Origin of the sequence: Serratia sp. JSRIV004, from assembly GCF_019968705.1 — a bacterium.
In the GTDB taxonomy this organism is placed as follows: domain Bacteria; phylum Pseudomonadota; class Gammaproteobacteria; order Enterobacterales; family Enterobacteriaceae; genus Chania; species Chania fonticola_B.
Genome location: NZ_CP074140.1, coordinates 4,237,772 through 4,253,593, shown reverse-complemented (window position 1 = coordinate 4,253,593; position 15,822 = coordinate 4,237,772). Strand labels below are relative to the sequence as shown.

The following is a 15,822-nucleotide window of genomic DNA, read 5'->3' as shown; positions in this document are numbered from 1 at the left end:
AAGCCGTTAGTGACGAACAAATTGTGCACGATAACGGTCGACCCACATCGCCGTGGCACCGCAGACCGCCACCGGCAGGATCACCAGATTGAGGATGGGGATCATGGTGAACAGGCTGACCAACGCACCAAACTGCAGGTTGTCGGTTTTGTGCTGCCGCAACGCCTGGCGCATCTCGGCGAAGCTGACCTTGTGGTTATCAAACGGATAATCGCAGTATTGAATGGCCAGCATCCAGGCGCTGAACAGGAACCACAGCACCGGAGCCAGCGTTTGGCCGATGCCCGGTATAAAATAGAGCAACAGCAGGCCCAGCGCGCGTGGCAGGTAATACATCAGCTTGCGCCATTCACGGGACATGATGCGCGGCAGATCTTTGACCACGCCGAGCATACCGGTATCCGGCAACGGTTTGCCGGTCAGGCTGCCTTCGAGCTGTTCCGCCAGCAGCCCGCAAAACGGGGCGGCGATCAGGTTGGTGATGGTACTGAACAGGTAACTGAACACCAACAGCACGGAAATGACCGCCATCGGCCAGAGTAAATAACTTAGCCACTGTAGCCAGCTTGGCACATGGCTCATCATGCTCGGGATCCAGTCGCCCAGTTGGCTGAACAGCCACCAGAAGGCAGAGCCCATCAGCAGCACGTTCACCAGCAACGGCAGGACGACATAGCGTTTAATACCCGGGCGCGAAATCAGGCGCCATCCTTGGGCAAAATAATGGAAGCCGTTGGTGGATCCGACAGGGGGAGGCACATAGGACATATCTTAAGATTTTCTCTTTGGCTAAACAGGCCAAGCTATCATATAGGGTTGATTTTCCACTGGCTAGAGCCACATTGGCTGAAAAAACAGCAAAAAAATGCCGAATAATCATCTTTATTGGCATAAAGTTCAGCACGGACTTGCACTTGTGCCTGTGGGCAAATAGAGTTAAAGAGTGAATGTTTGCCGCGGTGGCAATGTCTTGGAACAACAGAGATAGCAATGATGCAGGATTTGCGTCTGATATTAATCGTTGTTGGCGCGATCGCCATAATAGCGTTGTTATTACATGGTCTTTGGACCAGCCGTAAGGAACGCTCGTCCCTTTTTCGCGATCGCCCAGCCAAACGCTCGAAAAATGAGCGTGAACCTACTCCACTTGATGATCCTGCCGAAAGCGTGGGAGAGGTACGTATCCGTGCCACTCGCGCAGAAGTTGAGGATGAGCCATCAATGGGCCATATCGATGTCGCACGCGAAGAGCCGGTGATTGCACCAAGGCCAGCTCCAGCAGCTCAACCTGCGCCTCGGCCAGCCCAGCCCGCGCCGCTTTCCCAGCGGCCGGATTACGATGACATCCTGCTGGATAACTATGCCCAGGACGAGGACGAAGAGCCGCAGCAACCTGTTGTGCGTCGTGAGCCGCGCGTTGATGATATGCCTCCGGCTACCGCTCCTGCACCAGAGCCAGCCTTCCAGCATGCAGAGCCTGTGCGTGAACCGCAGCCAGCGCCGGAACCGTTGAAACCGGCAAAACTGCAGGAGACCGTATTGGTGCTGCACGTTGCAGCTCATCAAGGCGGTGTGATCGGGGGGGAGGTGTTGCTGCAGAGCGTACTGCAGGCGGGCTTCCAATTTGGTGAAATGGGGATCTTCCATCGCCATATCAGCCCGGCAGGCAGTGGCCCCGTGCTGTTCAGCCTGGCCAATATGGTCAAGCCTGGCTCATTCGATCCGGAAATGATGTCCGATTTCTCCACGCCGGGCGTATCGATGTTTATGATGGTGCCGTCTTACGGCGACGCCAATCAGAACTTCAAGCTGATGCTGCAATCGGCACAACGTATTGCCGACGATGTGGGCGGCGTGGTGCTTGACGACGAGCGCCGCATGATGACCCCGCAAAAGCTGGAAACCTATAAAGCACGCATCCGCGAAGTGTTGGAAAACAACGCCTGACCGGTTGCCTGTGCACTGCATAATCCGTAATCCAGAACCCCCGCCAGCCGGGGGTTTTTTATCTTTGATGGTGAGCCATGGCATCGATTAACGAAACAATCAATCAACTACGCACCTCATTGCGCCATCACGAATATCAGTATCACGTACTCGATGCGCCGGAGATCCCGGATGTGGAATACGATCGCCTGATGCGTGAGCTGCGTGAGCTGGAAGAAGCCCATCCTGAGCTGATCACCGCCGATTCTCCAACTCAGCGCGTCGGGGCCGCCCCCTTGGCGGCGTTTGATCAGGTGCGTCATGAAGTGCCGATGCTGTCGTTGGACAACGTCTTTGATGAAGAGAGCTATCTGGCGTTTTACAAGCGCGTGCAGGATCGCCTGAAAAGCAACGAGCCACTGACCTTCTGCTGTGAGCTGAAGCTGGACGGGTTGGCCGTCAGCCTGCTGTATGAAGATGGTGAGCTGGTGCGTGCCTCCACGCGTGGTGATGGTACCACCGGGGAAAATATCACCTCTAATGTGCGCACTATCCGCGCCATCCCGCTGCGCCTGACCGGCGACAATATCCCGCGCCGGGTGGAAGTGCGTGGTGAAGTCTTTATGCCGCATGCCGGCTTTGAGCAGATGAACGAAGAGGCGCGCCGCAAAGACGGCAAAATCTTCGCCAACCCGCGTAACGCCGCAGCAGGCTCCCTGCGTCAGCTTGATCCGCGTATCACGGCCAAGCGTCCGCTGACCTTCTTCTGCTATGGCGTTGGCCTGCTGGAAGGGGGCGAATTGCCGCGCAGCCATTGGCAACGCCTGATGCAGTTCAAAGCCTGGGGCTTGCCGGTGAGCGATCGCGTCAAGCTTTGCACCGGTAGCGATGAGGTGCTGGCGTTTTATCGTCAGGTAGAGCAGGACCGCATCAACCTTGGCTTTGATATCGACGGCGTGGTGGTGAAGATCGACGATATCGATCTGCAAGAATCTCTGGGCTTTGTTGCTCGCGCACCGCGTTGGGCTACGGCGTTCAAATTCCCGGCACAAGAGCAGATCACCGTGGTGCGGGAAGTGGAGTTCCAGGTCGGGCGTACCGGTGCGATTACGCCGGTCGCGCGCCTTGAGCCAGTTTTGGTCGCCGGGGTGATAGTCAGTAACGCCACGCTGCATAATGCTGATGAAATCGAACGCCTTGGCCTGCGCATCGGCGACACGGTGATCGTACGCCGTGCCGGGGATGTGATCCCGAAAGTGGTCGGGGTGATCGAAGATCGCCGCCCGCAGGACGCGCGTGAAGTGGTATTCCCACTGCATTGCCCGGTGTGCGGTTCCGATGTGGAACGGGTGGAAGGCGAAGCCATTGCGCGTTGTACCGGCGGGCTGATCTGCGGTGCCCAGCGTAAAGAGGCGCTGAAGCACTTCGTTTCCCGCCGGGCGATGGACGTTGACGGCATGGGCGATAAAATTATCGAACAGCTGGTCGATAAAGAATATGTCAAAACGCCAGCCGATCTGTTCCGTCTTTCCGCCGGTATTCTCACCGGGCTGGATCGCATGGGGCCCAAATCGGCACAGAATCTGGTCAATGCCTTGACCAACGCCAAACAGACTACCTTTGCCCGATTCCTGTATGCGTTGGGTATTCGTGAGGTAGGAGAGGCTACAGCTGCCGGTCTGGCGGCGCATTTTGGCTCGTTGGAGAAGCTGCGAGAGGCCGATCTGGACGCGTTAAAACAGGTGCCGGACGTGGGCGAGGTGGTGGCCAGTCACGTGGTGAACTTCTTTGCTGAAGCACATAACCAGCAGGTGATAGCAGAGCTGACCAGCCCGGAAATCGGCATTAACTGGCCTGCGCCGGTGGTGGTAGTTGCCGAAGAGATCGACAGCCCATTTGCCGGTAAAACCGTGGTGCTGACCGGATCTCTCAGCCAGCTCTCCCGCGATGAAGCCAAAGATCGGCTGACGGCGCTGGGGGCCAAGGTCAGCGGCAGCGTATCCAAGAAAACCGATCTGGTGATTGCCGGTGAGGCTGCCGGCTCCAAGCTGGTCAAGGCACAGGAACTGGGGATCGAGGTGATCGACGAGGCGGAGATGATCCGCCTGCTGGGGGCCTGATGGAAAAAGAGAACCTGATCGAAATCGCCAACACCGTGATGCCCTTTGGCAAATACCAGGGCAGGGTGCTGATCGACCTGCCGGAAGAGTATCTGCTATGGTTCGCCCGTAAGGGCGAATTCCCCAACGGCAGGTTGGGAATGCTGATGGAAATGACGTTGGCGATTAAAATTGAAGGGCTGGATCACCTGATCAAACCCCTGAAGAAAAGCTGAGTCGATGGGCGTAACGCCCTGTTGCGCCCTTCATCTCAGATATAAACGTCCACGGCGTTGGCGGCGGTTGGGCGGTTCACGCCATCACCGCTCATGGCCTTGGCCATCTGCTCTTGCTGCTGTTTTTCCATTTCTTGTTTCTGAATGCGCGCGATCTCAGCCTGGAGCATTTCGATCTGGCTCATGATCAGCTGTTTTTGTTGTTCGATCTCTTGAGTGTCGCCACCCGAGTCTTTCAGTTCGATCAGCTTTTGCTGCAGGTTCTGGATCTGCTTATACAGCGCTGCAATACGTGACGCCGCGCTGCTATCTTTTGGGGTCACTGGCGCATCATTATCGGTTTTCTTGGATTTCTCCCCTTCAGGGGCATTGTTAACCGGTGCCGACATCAGTGCAGCCCCGCCTTTACCCGTGGCGGTAAACACCTCACGGACTCCGGCAATCGGGTTCTTGATGGGCACCATCATGGTAATGTTGGTCGACATGCGATCCTCCCAGGTAGCTTGTCAGAGGTATCGGCAAATCGCGGCAAAACTTTACCTTGGCGCCAGCTTTAGCTGCGGCCAGAGTTCGAGCCACTGCTTCTCCACCACGCGTTGTTCGAAAGCGGCCAGGTTATTGCTCTTGGGGTTGAAGGTGATGCTGCGGTTGAACAGCGCCTGTAGGCCAAAAGGCGCGACGAGTTGGATGCTGCCATCGGCCTGCAATCTGGCACCCACGGCGGTTTCGATCTCCGTCCAGTAACTGATGGCGTCTTCGCTGTCGAGATAGGGCGCGCGATGACTACGCAGGTGCATACGCGCCTGATTCTTTACCGACCAAGGGTGTGCCGACCATTCCAGCAGGCGCGATTCCAGCATCTGGTCGCGCTCGGCATCGCTATGGCGCGCATCGAAATGGATCACATCGATATCGTTGAGCGGCGTGCTGGTTGTAAAACCATGCAGCCGGTCCCACACCAGATTACGCACAAAGCCTGCGCCAAGGCACCAATCGTTCAGCCCGAGCCGCCGGGCGGTGGCTAATATCTGCATACGTTCGCTGTCTTGGCGTAACCAATCAATAATTTGTTGCTGTGGATCCATCATTTCTCCTTTGTCACCGTTACTCTAACCCGAAATGGGCAGCAGCGGGATCGGGATGAGTGTGGAAAACGGCAAAAAAAAGCGCGGCATAAGCGCCGCGCTGAGATTGGCTCGGTAGCATACATTTAGAACTGGGTATTCAGGCTCATAAAGTAAGTCCGGCCCGGTTCGTTATAGGTTGCCGCCCCGGCTCCATAGATATTGACGGCCCCAGTGACTGGGTTACCCACGTTTTGCGAGTTACCGGAACGGAACTGGCGTTTGTCGAACAGGTTCTCGATCCCCGTTGTTACGCTGATATTTTTAGTCAACGCATAGGTGCCGCTCAGGCCAAAGATTGCGTAAGGGCTGACCTCACGAGTTTCCGGCCCGGTGGTTGGCTCCCCACGGTAGTTGTATTTCTTCGGCTTTTGACGGCCATACCAGGTCGCGGTGGTCTGCAAAGACAGATCCTGCGTGGCCTGCCAGCTCAGGGTAGAGTTGATGGTGAACTTGGGAATAATCGACAGGTAATCACCGGTGGTTTTATTCTCGTTCTCAATCATATAGGTGGCGTTATTATTCCAGGCTACCGTTTCGCTCACCGGCACGTTCAACGTACCTTCCAGACCCTGGATCACCGCTTTCGGCACGTTCTCCCAGCGATAGATATCGGTTTTACTGGTGTTAGAGGCCGTTGGCGAATAGCCCGCTTCGATCTTGTTGCGGTAATCGTTACGGAAGTAGGTGATACCTGCCAGCCAGCCTTCATGGTGGAATTCCAGCCCGATCTCTTTGTTGATGCTGTTCTCGGCCTTAAGATCGTCATTACCCATCAGATAGCAGCCGGTTCCCGTTGCGCTGGCAGCACAGCCCTGGCCTTTGCTGTAGAGAATGTAATCGCCGTTGCTCTGGAACAGGTTAGGTGCTTTGTAGGCGCGAGCGATACCCATTTTCAGGGTAAACAGATCGCCCAATTCCTGTGACAGGTTAAGCGACGGGCTCCAGTTGTTACCGGCCATGGAGTGATGATCGTAACGTAGGCCTGGAGTCAGCATTGTGGTATCGGTCAGCTCGATATTATCTTCGGCAAATAGCGAGAAGATATCCGCGGAGGAATACGGGCTGCGGTTGCTACTATCGGTACCTGGGATCGCTCCCCCGGTATTAGTGCCGGTTAGCGATTGGGTGGTCGAAGAAGGATCTTTCATCTTCTGCTGGTTCCACTCGGTACCCAGCGTGGCGGTTTGTGGCACCCACATATCGAACGGAATGCTGATTTCACTGTGGGCCAGGAAATCGTCCAGACGGGTGGTGTTGTAACTGTCGTTGGCGAAGATCCCTTCCAGGCCCCCGGCCAACCCTTCGGCTAAACGAGTATTGCGCGTGCGCTCAAACTGGACGTAGTTGTTGGTGCTAACGCCACTATCCCATGCGCCACGATAATTGACCGCATAGGTTTCACGATACATACGGTTGGTTTCTTTACCGTAGTTGCTCTGCACCAGCGCATTGGTGTTGGTGTTCTGGGTATCCCCGGCGTACAGGTTACCCTGGCGGCCATAGGCATATTGGAAATCCAAGGTCTGCAGGTGGGCGAATTCCCAGCTCAGCAAGGCATCGATATTTTTGTCGATCACCCCTTCGCGACCGGCAGGTAGAGTATTGGCATAGGTGCCGGTACGCTCGGACTGATGCCCCTGGTTGATATCCCAGGCGTCGGCCTGCGTTTTGCTGTAGCCACCGAACAGACGGAAGCTCAACTGATCGCTTAACGGACCGGAAAGGCTGAAATCGGTACGCTTGGTGGCGCCTTCTTCCTTATGTTGCGGTACGTTGAAATAACCGTTCAGTGTACCGTGCAGGTCCTGGCCAGCTTTTTTGGTGATGATGTTGACCACGCCACCTGCCGCGCCGTTACCATAGCGGGCAGCCGCTGGGCCACGCAGCACCTCGATACGCTCGATCATCTCCGGCGGTACCCAGGCAGTATCGCCACGGGTATCACGCTCGCCGCGCCAGCCTTGGCGCACCGAGTTACGGCTGCTGGCCGGTTTGCCGTCGATCAGGATCAGGGTATTTTCTGGCCCCATGCCACGAATATCGAGTTGGCGGTTGTTGCCCCGCTGGCCGCTGGTGGAGTTACCGGTCAGGTTGACCCCTGGCATGGTACGGATCAGCTCATTGATATCACGGGCGGGAGGGCGTCTTTGGATTTCTTCGGCAGTGATGGTGGAAACGCCGGGAGCTTGAAGGTTTTGTTTGGCGGCGGTGACGACGATGACATCTTCAGAGGCGGATTCTTTTTTGCTTTTCTCAGCCAGCGCGGCGCTGTCTGAGGTAGTGGCCGTTTGCTCGGCATTGACCGTAACGGAAAATGCAGATGTGCCCAATCCTAACCCGATGAGTGTGGCTAAAGAATAACGAGATAACTTCCGATTCATTTTGAGGTTCCTACCTAACAACCCTTCCTGATGCGGCGCTGTGTGACAACCGGTAACGGAACGGTTTGTTGTAGTTTTATTGTGTAGTCGAAAATAGTAACGAAACCCAGAGGCCAGGCTGACTGGCAGCAAGATCCCGCTCAATAATTCGGCATCCATCCCTGTTGAAGAATGCCCGCTCTATTTCGAGCCTGTATACACTATTGCAAATGCAAATAATTATCAATAGTATTCCTTGTGCCGTTTGGCATTTGGGAACCGGTGAGTCGCACGGCGTGCCTTGCCAACAACACAATGAGTGGGCGTTTTGAAAACTGAACAACAACCAGCAAGCAGTACGTTATTGGCGAGCAAGCATGCAGGGAGCCACGGTTGGTGGCTGGATATCGCCCGGCGTGGTACCCCCTTGGTGGAACCGCAGGATAATGGGCGATGGAAGGTGACGTTCTTGTGGCGCGACCCTCAGGGTGGCGAACTGACCTCGGCTTATCAACGAGTCTGGATCCATATCAACTGCCTCACCGATCATCACCAAGCGTCGCCCCCGCAGAGCCTGCAACGGCTTGCGGGTTCGGACGTCTGGTATTGGCAAACCGAGCTGCAAGGCGACTGGCGCGGCAGCTACTGCTTTATCCCCTGCATGGAGGATCGTCCCTTCGAACCGCAGGGGGACAATTCTCACGCCAACATGCTTTCTATTCGCCACTGGTGGCACCAGGTGTTTGCCCACGCAACTCACGATCTGCTTAATCCTTACCGCGCCTGGCCTGGAGTCGGGGGGCACACGCTTTCCGGCTTGCATATGCCACAGGCTCCCCAACAACCGGCCTGGCGGGACTTTGACAACTATGCCGTGACCAGCGGCCGCTGTACGCCAGCACCGCCTGCCAAACTGCAACGGCATACCTGGCATAGCCAGCGATTGGGAACCTCCCGCCACGTCTGGATCTACTCCACCGGTGAAAGTAACCCGGCGGCGCGGCCATTGGCTATTTTGCTGGACGGCCAATTCTGGGCCAATCAGATGCCGGTCTGGGATCCGCTGATGCAACTGACGCGTACTGGCCAACTGCCGGAGGCGGTCTATCTGCTGATCGACGTGATTGACCAGCAACACCGCGCACGGGAACTGACCTGCAACGATGAGTTTTGGTTGGCCCTACAGGAAGAGTTATTACCGCAATTGGCCGACTGGGCTCCGCACAGCCGTGAGGCTGCCAACACCGTAGTTGCAGGGCAAAGCTTTGGTGGCTTGGGTTCGCTCTATGCTGGCCTGCGCTGGCCGGAATATTTTGGTGCCACCATCAGCCAGTCCGGCTCGTTCTGGTGGCCACGCCGCGATATGTTGCAACTGCCCACCGTGCCCGAGGATGCCTGCTGGTTGATCCGCCAGGTAGAAGACGGGCAGTTGGGTGCGCGCGGCAAGCTGAAGGTATTTTTAGAGGCCGGGGCGCATGAAAAGCTGGTCCACCGGGTGAATGACCGTATGGCGGCCCTGTTAAGTGAAACCGGGCATCAGGTGCAGTATCGGCTGGTGGAGGGCGGGCACGATGCGTTGTGCTGGCGCGGCGGTTTACTCGATGGTCTGCAGGCGCATTGGTCGGAGCTGGTCAACCGCCGTGCCGAATGGAAGCCGTCCGCCAACCCTCTTCATGCTTAAGGAGCAAGTAATGGAAACCTTAAACCCGTTCGATGACGAGCAGCAAATTTGCTACGTCCTGCGTAATGAAGAACTGCTTTACAGCCTGTGGCCGGATTTCAGCGCCATACCGGCCGGTTGGGTCAGCGTTTTTGGCCCGGCTTCCCGGGAGCACTGCGTCAACTGGCTAGAACAGAATTGGCAGGATATGCGGCCCGCATCACTGCGTAAGGCGTGATGGAGACGCAGCAAGAACCGACAACAGGAGCGAACGTCGTGTCAGAAACCTCTATTTTACCCACCGGGCAACAGGTTACCGTTGAGTTGCCATTGGTGGCGGCGCAGCCCGGTATTTGGGTTGCCGATCAAATTTCACCGTACGGCAATGCCTATGCGGTCGCCCATTATATCGAACTGAACGGCCCGCTGGATAAAGAGCACCTGTTACAGGCGATCTCACTGGGACTGGCCGAAGTGGACACCTTAAGGCTGCGTTTCGTCGAGCGTGACGGTGTGCCGATGCAGTATTACGACGCCACGATGCCGTTGGCTGCGCCGGAATGGGTTGATTTAAGCGACTCGGCGGATGCAGAGGCGGCGGCCCACGCGCTGATGCAGATCGACCTTGGTGCCGAATTACGGGTGAGCAGCGGCAAACCGCTGTATCGCCATATCCTGATGCGTCTGGCCGACGATCGCTGGTTCTGGTATCAGCGTTACCATCATCTGGTGGTCGATGGCTTCAGCTTTACCGCCATCGCTCGCCGTATCGCCAATATTTATACCCGCCTATATCAGCACGAGCAGCCGGAGCCGACGCCGTTCACGCCTTTTAGCGATGTGGTGGCGGAATATCAGCAATACCAGCAATCCCCAGGTTATCAGCGCGATGCCGATTTTTGGTTGAACAAGGCACGGCAGTTGCCCCCGCCAGCTACCCTATGCCCGCAACCGTTGGCCGGGCAGGCACCTTCGACGCGTATTCACCGCTTGGCACAGCGCTGTGCCGCGCAGGATCTTGCGCCACTGGTCAGTCTGGGCCAGCAACAGCAGCTCAGCGCAGCCGATATGGCGATGGCGCTGGTGGCCGTGTGGGTGGCTCGTCTGACAGGTCAAACCCGCTACAGCGCCGGGTTTATTTTTATGCGCCGCATGGGCTCGGCTGCGCTTTGTGCCACCGGGCCGGTGATTAACGTATTGCCGGTGGAGATGCACGTCGCGCCGCAGGCAATGCTGGCCGATATCGCCGCACAAATCAGCCGTGAACTGAAGTTTGCCCGCCGCCATCAGCGCTATGATGCTGAACAGGTACAGCGCGATCTGGGGCGTATTGGCGACAGCCAGCCGCTGTATGGCACCGTCTTCAACTTCAAGATGTTCGACTACCAGCTCGATTTTGCCGGTATCAAAGGGATCACCCACGACCTGGCCTCTGGCCCGGTGCGAGATCTGGAAATCGCCTTGTTTATCGATGAGGCGGGCACGCTGAAGATTGAGCTATTAGCCAATGCCGAGCGTTATCAGTTGGCCGAATTGACGGAGCACTTACAGCGCTTGCCGCTGCTGCTGCGGCAGTTTGCGGCCCAACCGACATTGCCGGTGAGCGAAGCCGATTTGCTGAGTGAAAAAGATCATGCGCTGCTGGCCAAGGTGAACGACACCGCTTATCCGGTGGCAGCCCAGACCCTCAGCGGTCTGTTGGCCGAGCAGGCGAAAAAGACCCCGAATGCCCCGGCGCTGGCAGATGAGCACCACCGGTTCAACTACCGCGAAACTCGCGAACAGGTGATCGCCTTGGCCCAGCGTTTGGTGGCTCAGGGGGTGCAGCCGGGCGACATCGTGGCGGTGGCATTGCCGCGTTCGGTCTTCCTGTCGCTGGCGTTAATGGCGATAGTGGAAGCGGGAGCGGCCTATTTACCACTGGATACCGGCTATCCCGATGAGCGCCTCAGCATGATGCTGGAAGACGCGGCCCCACGCCTGATTATCACCGATGCTTCCCAACAGGCGCGTTTTGCGGGGCAGGGGGAAGTGCTGTTATACGATGCACCACGGGTTGCCACCGCTGCTGCACCGAGCGTGATCCAAGGCCCGACGCCGCATCATCCGGCTTATATCATCTTTACATCCGGCTCAACCGGGCGGCCAAAGGGCGTGCTGGTTGGGCATCAGGCCATCGTTAACCGTTTATTGTGGATGCAGCACCAGTACCCGCTGGCAGCAGATGATGTGGTGCTGCAAAAAACGCCGTGCAGCTTTGACGTCTCGGTGTGGGAATTCTTCTGGCCATTGATGGTGGGCGCGCAGCTAGTGATGGCTCCGCCGGAGGCGCACCGCGACCCTCAGCAACTGCAAACGCTAATCGATCGGCATAAAGTCACTACCCTGCACTTTGTTCCTTCGATGCTGGCGGCATTCGTTGGTGCCTTGGACAGCACAACCGCCATCGCCCATTGCCAGCCACTGCGTCAGGTGTTCTGCAGCGGAGAAGCGTTACCTGCAGAACTGTGCCGCCTGTGGCAGAGCCGCACTCAGGTGCCGCTGCATAACCTCTACGGCCCTACCGAGGCGGCGGTGGATGTGACCTGGCATCCGGCCTATGGTGACGCCCTTGCTGCTGTCACCGGTGCTAATGTCCCTATCGGGCTGCCGGTGTGGAATACCGGTTTACGTATTCTCGACGCTCGCTTACGCCCAGTGCCACCGGGTGTAGCTGGCGATCTATATCTGACCGGCGTGCAGCTGGCTCATGGTTATCTGGCCAGGCCGGACCTGACCGCCAGCCGCTTCGTCGCCGATCCGCAGGGCAACGGTGGCCGGATGTATCGCACTGGTGACGTCGCCCGCTGGCTGCCGGACGGTGCGGTGGAATATCTGGGCCGCAGCGACGACCAACTGAAAATTCGCGGCCAGCGGATTGAACTCAGTGAGATCGACCACGCCATGCTGTCATTGCCGGGCGTGAGTCAGGCGGTGGCTCATGCCTTGGTATTGGAGGGCACGGTCGTTGATGCGATGGGAGGCGATGCCCGGCAACTGGTAGGCTACCTGGTCCCTCAGCCCGGCGTGCATCTGGATAGCGAAGCCCTACGTGCCGCGCTAGCCGATCGCTTGCCGCCGCATATGGTGCCGATCGCCCTGGTCGAAATGGCCGAGTTGCCGCTTAGTGCCAACGGCAAGCTCGATCGCAAAGCCTTACCACAGCCGCAAACCGGGGCTGGAAAGGCCGGGCGCGAGCCGGAACCCGGGTTGGAAAGCGAGATTGCTGCCGTTTTCGCTCGTTTGCTTCAGCGCGAGCAGGTATTTGCGGATGACGATTTCTTTGCCTTGGGCGGGCATTCATTGCTGGCGATGCGCCTGGCCGCCGAGTTGCGGCGCGATCTGGGTAAAGCGGTGTCGGTTGGCCAGGTGATGGTCGCTTCGAAAGTAGAGCAACTGGCTCAGCTATTGGCGGAAGAACGTACGCAGGAAGAGGCCGATCAATGCGGTTTTGACAGCGTGCTACCGCTGCGCGTTACCCAAGGCCCAACGCTGTTCTGCCTGCACCCGGCTTCCGGTTTCTCCTGGCAGTTCAGCGTGCTACCGCGTTATATCGATCAGCATTGGTCGCTGGTAGGCATTCAGTCTCCACGCCCGGATGGCCCATTGGCGCTGGGTGAGGATATGGATCAGGTCTGCGATGCGCATCTGGCCACGGTATTACAGGTACAGCCACACGGCCCGTATCACTTTATCGGTTACTCCTTGGGGGGAACGTTGGCTCAAGGTATCGCAGCGCGTTTGCAGGCGCGTGGGGAGGAGGTGGCTTTCCTTGGCTTGCTGGATACCTATCCGCCAGAAACCCAGAACTGGGACGTGATGCTGGACGACAACGTGCTCAAAGAGGTACAGCGCGAGCGCGAGCAGTTCCTGGCGGTATCAGAAGATACGCTCGATCCTGCGTTGGGAGAGGCGCGGGTCGCGATGTTTGACAATATCGAAGCCAACTATGCGGATTCGCTCAGGCTGTTGTCACACACCCATACGGCGCATTTCCAGGGGCAAGCGACGCTGTTTGTGGCCAAGCGCACCTTGCAACCAGGCATGGATGTGCAGCAGACTTGGGCGGAATATGTCGATGCGTTGCAGGTGTTTGAGCTGGATTGTGCGCATGTGGATATCGTTTCACCGGCTTCGTTCAAGGTGCTAGGCCCCTTGTTGAACCGGGTGTTGCGGGCACTGTAACTGTAAGCGTGGTGCAAACTGCAGGTTAAAAACGACGGTGAGCCGTCCTCGTTGAAAAAACATTTCCTGGTGGAGTGTCTGCGATAAGTGGCAGGAGATCTAACGCGGCACTTGCCCTGTTGCTGTTGCCACCAAGTATGACCTGTCTTATCATCCCAACCGGGCAATAGCAATATTGCCCGTCAATGGAGGCGATCCGCGTGCGCACGGGCAGCGGTGACGGACATTATCCAGTCAGGAAGGAATAAAATTTGAAACAGCTACAGAAACCCCGTGGATACCGGCAGCCACTGCTTGCCTGTCTGATCATCAGCAATGTCCTGCTGATGGCTGGCTGCGCGAATGAACGCCCGGTCACCTCGTCTGTCACACCGACTGCGGAGCCTACGCCCGTTGTCGTTGAAACCCCGCCATCCCCGCAAGAACCGACACCTATAAGCAGGTGTCAGAGCGATCTTGCCGCGTTGCAAACCGTTAGTCCTCGGACCTATGCCGTCAGGAAGGCTAATTTTGACAGTCTGCTAGCCAACGCCTCGTTTTACAGCGGGGTACGCGGTGATGTGAACGCATTGACCAAAAATACGGTAGACGCACTGTATAAATATAAAACCAATCAGTTGTGCACACAGATCGGGCAGGACTTGCTTAACGGACTGATCCGCAAAATGGAGAGCGTGAAATGAAGTTGGGGTTAAAGTATGGTTTGGCCTTGAGCCTGACGTTGCCGGTGGGCTGCGCATTGGGTGCAGAGCAACTCAAGGATGACAGGGCCAGCACCATCAATGCTTTGGAAGCGATCACCAGCCAAGAGAGCGAGGCTCCGGCGTTGTTGCTGTTGAGCCCTTCTCAACTCAATGAGATCAGCCCTCCCGCAGAAAGGAAAGTGAGTAAACCTTCCACCAATACCAATACCAAGACCCAGACCCGCGAGTCAGCGCCCCTGCAAGCACAAATCAAACAGCTAAATGCTGCCCTTGCCCAACGGGACCAAGAGCTGCAGCAGCTGCGTCAGGCAGCACAGCAGGATGCGGATGCTCGCGCCGAGATTAGCCAGTTGAAAAAGACCCTGCAGGAGAATTTGCAGGCGACGGAGCAGATGCAGCAGGATATGGTGGCTGCGGCGACGGCTAAAGGTGAGAACTCCAACGAAAACGGTAGGCTACAGCAGGCGCTGGACCAAAGCCGCCAACAGAGTTCGGCGTTGCAGAAACAGTTGGCTGCCCTGGCCAAAGCACACACCGATAATAGCGAGGAAAACAAGGCGTTGCAGGCAGAGTTGAACGATAGCCGTCAACAGGCCGAGCAAGCGAAAAAGGCGTTGGCCGAGTTAACGGCGAAGACTGAAGCTAAACCCATCTTGCAGCTTGCGCTGGACGAAAGCCTGCACAACCAACTGACGATGCTGAAAGTAGCCAACGAACAGCAACAGGCGGAAAACAGCCGGCTGCAGCAACAGCTGGCTACGCAGCCACGAGAAATCATCGAGCCGAAGTCAGAGCGTGAGATCCGTGATTATGCCATCGGCAGTTCCCTGGCAGAAGACATGTTGGCCTTGCTCAAACAGCGAGCGGCTCAGGGAGTTGAAGTGGATAGCCGTCTGGCGCTGGCGGGGGTGCAAGATACCTTCGCGGGCAAGCTCAAGCTGCAACCGGAGCAGATCGACAAGGCCTTGGATGCCAGCGAAAAGTTGGTGCAACGTAATGCACAGCAGCAAAAGTTGGACACCGAAAAGGCAGGGGCAGCTTACATCGAGCAGTTCGCCAAGCAAAAACAGGTGAAGAAAGAAGCTTTAGGTTACTTTTACCGGATCGATAAGGTCGGTAAAGGAACTATTGGCGCGAACAACATGGTCAGCGTGGCGGTAAAAGAGAGCCTGATTAACGGTAAAGTCGTCAAGGATATGCAGGCGGCAGGCACCTCGGTCACCCAGTTACTGAGCAGCTATCCACCGATATTCAGAACGGCGATCTCGAAGCTGCAAAATCACGGCAGTATCACGATGGTCGTCCCGCCAAGCTTGGCTTACGGCGATAAAGGTCTGCCCCCTGATATCCTGCCGGGATCGACCATGGTCTATAACGTAACGGTATTGGATGTCGCACCTGCCAAGTAAATGGAGCACGGCTGTGGCTACCTGCGTAACGGTTTTTCAACCTTGCACGGCCATAGTTAGTAACAGCTCACGGTGAT

12 protein-coding genes are annotated in these 15,822 nt (G+C 57.0%); 8 read left to right on the top strand and 4 right to left on the bottom strand.

What is annotated here, in order from left to right; genetic code table 11:
* Positions 1-6 precede the first annotated feature (6 nt).
* A complete protein-coding gene (gene cysZ, locus KGP21_RS20335; RefSeq protein WP_021178686.1) occupies positions 7-768 on the bottom strand; it encodes a sulfate transporter CysZ in 762 nt (253 codons plus the stop codon).
* Between the two features lie 222 nt (positions 769-990).
* Between cysZ and zipA the strand changes: the two genes are divergently transcribed.
* The 3 genes from zipA (at position 991) to KGP21_RS20320 (ending at position 4,261) form a co-directional block, all read left to right on the top strand.
* Positions 991-1,947 (top strand): cell division protein ZipA, encoded by a 957-nt coding sequence (gene zipA, locus KGP21_RS20330; RefSeq protein WP_021807055.1) that lies wholly within the window; start codon positions 991-993, stop codon positions 1,945-1,947.
* A 77-nt stretch (positions 1,948-2,024) separates the two neighbouring features.
* Complete coding sequence (gene ligA / locus KGP21_RS20325) at positions 2,025-4,046, top strand: NAD-dependent DNA ligase LigA (RefSeq protein WP_021807054.1); 2,022 nt, start codon at positions 2,025-2,027, stop codon at positions 4,044-4,046.
* A complete protein-coding gene (locus KGP21_RS20320; RefSeq protein ID WP_021178683.1) occupies positions 4,046-4,261 on the top strand; it encodes a DUF3820 family protein in 216 nt (71 codons plus the stop codon). The genes ligA and KGP21_RS20320 overlap by 1 nt, the downstream gene beginning before the upstream one ends.
* 35 nt (positions 4,262-4,296) lie before the next feature.
* On the opposite strand, the gene KGP21_RS20315 is transcribed toward KGP21_RS20320, so the two are convergent.
* The 3 genes from KGP21_RS20315 to KGP21_RS20305 all read right to left on the bottom strand — a co-directional run bounded on the left by KGP21_RS20315 (position 4,297) and on the right by KGP21_RS20305 (position 7,769).
* Positions 4,297-4,746 carry a FlxA-like family protein gene (locus KGP21_RS20315; RefSeq protein ID WP_021807053.1) on the bottom strand — a complete coding sequence of 150 codons (450 nt, stop codon included), beginning with the start codon at positions 4,744-4,746 and terminating at the stop codon, positions 4,297-4,299.
* 51 nt (positions 4,747-4,797) lie between these two features.
* Complete coding sequence (locus KGP21_RS20310; protein ID WP_021807052.1) at positions 4,798-5,346, bottom strand: nucleotidyltransferase family protein; 549 nt, start codon at positions 5,344-5,346, stop codon at positions 4,798-4,800.
* Positions 5,347-5,471: 125 nt separating this feature from the next.
* On the bottom strand, positions 5,472-7,769 hold the full coding sequence (locus tag KGP21_RS20305) for a TonB-dependent siderophore receptor (protein WP_037376376.1): 2,298 nt from the start codon (positions 7,767-7,769) through the stop codon (positions 5,472-5,474).
* A gap of 307 nt (positions 7,770-8,076) precedes the next feature.
* On the opposite strand from KGP21_RS20305, the gene fes reads away from it, so the two are divergent.
* The 5 genes from fes to KGP21_RS20280 all read left to right on the top strand — a co-directional run bounded on the left by fes (position 8,077) and on the right by KGP21_RS20280 (position 15,745).
* Positions 8,077-9,429: an enterochelin esterase gene (gene fes / locus KGP21_RS20300; protein ID WP_094982038.1), complete on the top strand. Its 1,353-nt coding sequence runs from the start codon at positions 8,077-8,079 to the stop codon at positions 9,427-9,429.
* Positions 9,430-9,439: 10 nt separating this feature from the next.
* The gene (locus KGP21_RS20295; protein WP_021807049.1) at positions 9,440-9,646 is read left to right on the top strand and encodes an MbtH family NRPS accessory protein; all 207 of its coding nucleotides are present in this window, start codon (positions 9,440-9,442) and stop codon (positions 9,644-9,646) included.
* A gap of 38 nt (positions 9,647-9,684) precedes the next feature.
* Positions 9,685-13,632: an enterobactin synthase subunit F gene (locus tag KGP21_RS20290; RefSeq protein ID WP_223536131.1), complete on the top strand. Its 3,948-nt coding sequence runs from the start codon at positions 9,685-9,687 to the stop codon at positions 13,630-13,632.
* A gap of 251 nt (positions 13,633-13,883) precedes the next feature.
* Positions 13,884-14,315, top strand: coding sequence for a hypothetical protein (locus KGP21_RS20285; protein ID WP_179247698.1), 432 nt, complete (start codon positions 13,884-13,886; stop codon positions 14,313-14,315).
* Positions 14,312-15,745 (top strand): FKBP-type peptidyl-prolyl cis-trans isomerase N-terminal domain-containing protein, encoded by a 1,434-nt coding sequence (locus KGP21_RS20280; protein ID WP_223536129.1) that lies wholly within the window; start codon positions 14,312-14,314, stop codon positions 15,743-15,745. Before KGP21_RS20285 ends, KGP21_RS20280 begins: the two co-directional genes overlap by 4 nt.
* The last annotated feature ends 77 nt before the right edge of the window (positions 15,746-15,822 follow it).